Here is a 5,257-nt window from a genome sequence, read left to right on the forward strand (position 1 = left end):
GAGCGGGTTTCAGCCTTTGATTGAGTAGTTCATTTGTTCGCGTTGAAAGGGCTGGGTCTTAAACCCTTACTCCCTTTGGTCGTGGGCAGAGTGAGTCAGAATTCCCTTCTGCCTTGTCTACGACACGCTGCGCGATCTGCCTCCTGCCTTGTCTACGACACGCTGCGCGATCTGCCTTCTGAATTCCTTCGATAATTGGTATTTAAAGACGCGGGGAATCGCGTCTCTAGATGAGGATGTATTGCCTGAAATTTACCTGTTACAAACTACCTTTTTCTGCTGCCGCAATTTCTAACAATGTCTTCAGCACTGAATCAGGATTGAGACTAATCGAATCAATACCTTGTTCTACCAAAAACCGAGCAAATTCTGGGTAGTCACTTGGTGCTTGACCGCAAATACCAATTTTGCGTTCGCACTGTTTCACTGTAGATATTGCTTTAACAATCATCTCTTTGACAGCATCATCACGTTCGTCAAATAAATGCGCTACCAACTCTGAATCTCTATCAAGTCCTAATGTTAATTGCGTTAAATCATTAGAACCAATTGAGAACCCGTCAAACACTTCACAAAATTGCTCTGCAAGTAGGACGTTACTTGGTAACTCACACATCACATACACTTGTAAACCGTTTTTTCCCTTCACTAAACCATGCTTCGCCATCTCTGCAAGTACGCGCCGACCTTCAGATGGAGTGCGACAAAATGGCACCATCAAAATTACGTTGGTTAAACCCATTTCCTCGCGGACTTTTTTCATGGCTCGACATTCTAAAGCAAATCCTTCACGGTAGCGTTCATCGTAGTAACGCGATGCACCCCGCCAACCAATCATCGGGTTTTCTTCTTGAGGTTCAAATTGTTTTCCTCCTAAAAGGTTGGCATATTCATTACTTTTGAAATCACTCAGGCGAACAATTACAGGTTTGGGATAGAATGCTGCTGCAATTGTTCCAATGCCTTGCGCGAGTTGATCGATAAAGAATTGCGCTTTGTCGGCATATTGTGCAGTTAATTCAGCAATTTTGTATTTGGCTAGTTCATCTTTTAATTCATTAAAGTGAACTAATGCTAGAGGATGCACCTTAATTTGGTTAGCAATAATAAATTCCATCCGTGCCAAACCCACCCCATCATTGGGAATAGCGCTATAGCCAAATGCTTCTTCTGGATTGCCCACATTCATCATGATTTTAGTGCGAGTATGGGGCAATTTTTCTAATGGTATTTCTTGAACTTGATATGGTAACAAACCTGCATAGACTTTTCCGGTTTCACCTTCAGCACAGGAAACTGTAATTTCTTGCCCAGTTTTAATTACCGTTGTGACATTACCGCAACCAACAATCGCCGGGATTCCCATTTCTCTAGCAATAATCGCCGCATGGCAAGTGCGTCCGCCGGAGTTGGTGACAATAGCACTGGCTTTTTTCATAATCGGTTCCCAGTCGGGATCGGTGCGATTAGTTACTAATACCTCACCAAGCTGAAATTGTTCCAGGTGATGCACATCGAGAATTACTCGTGCTTTGCCTTGTCCGATCATCTCACCCACACTCCGCCCTGTAACAAGAGGCAGAGGGGCAGAGGGGCGGAGGGGCAGAGGGGAAGACAAAGCTGTTTTCTCTCCTGCTCCCCTGCTCCCCTGCTCCCCTGCTGCCACTATAAGATGATAACTACGCAGCACGTTTTTAGTCTTCTGGGACTGGACAGTTTCGGGACGTGCTTGCACTATAAATAATTCGTTGGTGATGCCATCTTTGGCCCATTCGATATCCATTGGCGTGTAAACACCACGTACTTTTGAGTAGTGTTCTTCAATTAAATATGCCCATTGCGCTAGTTGGAGAATTTCGTCATCATTAAGGGCAAAAGTGGTGCGATCGCTCACTGCAACCGGAATATTTTTAGTCATTTTAGAACCGCCTAAATCGTACACCATCTTGATTTCTTTCGTCCCAAGACGTTTTTTCAAAATTGGGCGGTATCCTTGTTTAAGAGTTGGTTTAAATACTAAATATTCGTCAGGATTTACTGCACCCTGAACGACATTTTCACCCAAGCCGTAAGCTGCGGTAATCAATGCAGCATCTTTAAACCCTGTCTCGGTATCAATAGAAAACATCACACCAGATGCAGCTAAATCCGAACGCACCATTTTTTGGACGCCGACAGAAAGGGCAATATTTAAATGGTCGAAGCCTTTTATTTGACGGTAAGAAATGGCGCGATCGGTAAAAATAGATGCAAAGCATTTATGGCAGGTTTCTAGTACAGCTTGCAGTCCGTGGACATTTAAGTAAGTTTCTTGCTGTCCGGCAAAGCTAGCATCAGGTAAGTCTTCTGCTGTAGCACTAGAGCGAACTGCAACATCGGTATCAGCACCATACTTTTGACACAGGTCTTGGTATGCTTGAGCGATCGCTTGTTCTAATTCTTCAGGAAACGGCGTTTGTAGCATTAAAGACCGTGCCTGTTTACCTCGTTGCCGCAGATTATTCACATCTTCAACATCTAAGTTTGCAAAAACCTGCCTAAGTTCCGCTTCTAATCCTCCTGCTTCCATAAAGTAGCGATATGCGTTAGCAGTAGTAGCAAATCCTGTAGGAACTTTCACGCCTTTGCGTCTAAGTTGCTGAATCATTTCTCCCAAAGAAGCGTTTTTGCCTCCGACTGTAGGGATATCTGCAATTCCTACTTTTTCTAAAGACAACACGAGAGCTTGTGGTAACACTTGATGTTCAGTGTTTTGATTGACCAGTGTTTTTATGACCATAGTAAAGCTTCCTTAATATTAAGTGGAGAGAGTTGCAAAGGCTGCTTTGAGTTAATGAGCATTTCATCTGACACTTATGTTTATAGGAAGATACTTTGAGGAACTTGTGAGGATGTTGGATTGTGGCTGTCATCCAATTTTGGATTTTAGATTTTGGTAAAGCAGCGCGGTCTTCTCCCAAAGGGAGACATTAAAAGCGATAACGCAGCGTAAAGCCTTCTTTTATCTTTTTTCTATAGTCGTCGCTGCGCGAACGGAGATGCTAACGCGAACGAGAGGCAAGTCCTTCGGCATAGCTTCGCTAAGAGGTTGTCTGAAAAGTTGTTGGCTGTTTAGGCACTTATTGATATTTATCAGACATCCTCTTAGCGTTACACTTTTATTTCAATCTTCATCCCAGTCTTCACGACCTAACAGATCAATAATCTTATCTCTAAGTAAAAAGTCGTTTTCTTCTAGCTCAAGCTCAACACAAATCCAATCACGACCAGGAATGTACTGACACAAAGCATAAATTGGCTGGTTACGTCTCACAAGTCCTTTATGAATAAGTTGGCGTGCTTCTTCTTTAATAACTTCTATGTCATATTTGACAGCAGTATCCATAACTTTTACCCCAGCTAATTAAGTTCTGTAAAGCCAGAACAATTCATGCTTTGACTCTACCTTAAACTTACCAAAATAACTTGATTAAATTGTGAAGCTGGCAATTATAATACATAAGTTTATTTTTAGATATTACTGTTTTTGCAAGTATAATTTTGTACTAAAATTATTACTTATTTTAAGTTTACAAAATAGAAGATATGATATTGCGCTTCCTCACAGGTTCCTCAAACTTTTTGCGTAATTTTATCTATGTCCTGTATAGGCAAATCTAGAGGAGAGTAATCAACATGGAATCTAGAAAATATATTAAATTAATTAACTTTTTATTAGAGGAGTTAGCAATTCCTGCTACTGTTATCAGCTTGGCTTTACGTCATGTCGAGCAAACTCCAAGCTTGTTGCCTATGGTTCTTTGGCAGTATGGGTTAGTAACTTTGAGCCAACTCAACCAAATTTTTGACTGGTTAGAAGTAGCATCTTAAATTTAACCAACAATTTCTATCCTATAGAGATTTCTCATTTAATAGTTTTATGACAAACCGCAAACGAATTGGTATCCTCACCAGTGGTGGAGACTGTCCTGGACTTAATGCTGTGATTCGGGCTGTTGTGAGCCATGCAACACTAACTTATGATTGGGAAGTGCTGGGAATTTCTTATGCAACACGAGGACTCCTTGAAGGTAAAGCAACTACTCTTAAGATGCATGGTCTAGACCTGCGTGGGATTGACCCCTTGCTTTTTATGGGGGGAACTATCTTAGGAACTATCAATAAAGGAGATACACTTGCACGTGCTAGTGAGATTATTGCCGGTTATCAGACGTTAGAGTTAGATGCACTAATTGGCATTGGTGGCGATGGTAGCTTAAGTATTCTTCACAATCTTGCACACCAAGGTAATTGGAATTTTGTTGGTGTTCCGAAAACCATTGATAATGATGTAGCACTCACAGAAAGGTCTGTAGGGTTTGACACTGCCGTTAACACAATTACAAATGCTCTCAACTCTCTAACTTTTACAGCAGCTAGTCACGATCGGGTGATGATTGTGGAAGTCATGGGTAGAAAAGCAGGTCATTTAGCCCTGCAAGCAGGTATAGCAGGCGGTGCAGATGTGATTTTGATTCCAGAAATACCTTATTCAATAGAGGGAATTTGCCAGCATCTTGCTCAACTGCGCGATCGCTCTTGGCGCAAATTTGCTATTGTCGTAGTTGCAGAAGGCATTGAAGCAGTCAAAGACTCATCTGATTGTGACGGGCTGTGTCAATCAACTCTTACCTGCGGAATGGGTCAATATATAGCCGACCAAATTAGCCATTGTAGTACTGAGAAGATAGAAACGCGAGTTTCAGTTCTAGGGCATATTCAACGAGGCGGTATTCCCTCTGCCTTAGATCGTCTAGTGGCTACAGCTTTTGGTAAAACCGCAGTGGATTTGGTAGCACAAGGCAAATATGACCAAATGGTAGCTTGGCAAAATGGACAAGTTGTTGCCGTCCCTTTGCAAGAAGTAATGCTTCAAAGTCCTTCGCCTGTGGATGCTAACGGCTATTTAGTTCCTATTGCTCGCTCTTTAGGCATTTATGTAGGCGATGGTTTTCAATTTTCACAACAATCAAAGCCCAGTTGCTTGGAAAATGACAATGCCTTTTTTACTAACAAAGAAACTCTTTGACGCAGTGTGCAGTCAAATCCTTCCAGTCTAGTAGTAGTCAGAAAACTTAAAACATTAGCCAATCGAAGAACGCAAAGCATCTGTTAAAAATTTTAAATTCAGAAAAGGGTCTTTCATCCTTACGCTGTAGATTTTTCGGCGTTGCATATTTGCGGGATGATTTTGCTAGTTTTGTGGGATGGGCATCTT

4 protein-coding genes are annotated in these 5,257 nt (G+C 41.8%); 2 read left to right on the plus strand and 2 right to left on the minus strand.

Translation table 11 applies throughout. The annotated features are described in order from the left end of the window. Nucleotides 1–259: 259 nt before the first annotated feature. Together ppsA and VB740_RS17005 are read right to left on the minus strand one after the other, a co-directional pair. A complete protein-coding gene (ppsA, locus tag VB740_RS17000) occupies nt 260–2,779 on the minus strand; it encodes a phosphoenolpyruvate synthase (protein ID WP_323201142.1) in 2,520 nt (839 codons plus the stop codon). 384 nt (nt 2,780–3,163) lie between these two features. Further along, the gene (locus VB740_RS17005; RefSeq protein WP_323201143.1) at nt 3,164–3,385 is read right to left on the minus strand and encodes a DUF4327 family protein; all 222 of its coding nucleotides are present in this window, start codon (nt 3,383–3,385) and stop codon (nt 3,164–3,166) included. A 290-nt stretch (nt 3,386–3,675) separates the two neighbouring features. Between VB740_RS17005 and VB740_RS17010 the strand changes: the two genes are divergently transcribed. Both VB740_RS17010 and VB740_RS17015 read left to right on the plus strand, forming a co-directional pair. Continuing rightward, nucleotides 3,676–3,870 carry a DUF2949 domain-containing protein gene (locus VB740_RS17010; protein WP_323201144.1) on the plus strand — a complete coding sequence of 65 codons (195 nt, stop codon included), beginning with the start codon at nt 3,676–3,678 and terminating at the stop codon, nt 3,868–3,870. 49 nt (nt 3,871–3,919) lie between these two features. After that, nucleotides 3,920–5,068 carry an ATP-dependent 6-phosphofructokinase gene (locus VB740_RS17015; RefSeq protein WP_323201145.1) on the plus strand — a complete coding sequence of 383 codons (1,149 nt, stop codon included), beginning with the start codon at nt 3,920–3,922 and terminating at the stop codon, nt 5,066–5,068. The last annotated feature ends 189 nt before the right edge of the window (nt 5,069–5,257 follow it).

This window comes from Nostoc sp. UHCC 0251 (assembly GCF_034932245.1).
Taxonomy (GTDB): Bacteria; Cyanobacteriota; Cyanobacteriia; order Cyanobacteriales; family Nostocaceae; genus Nostoc.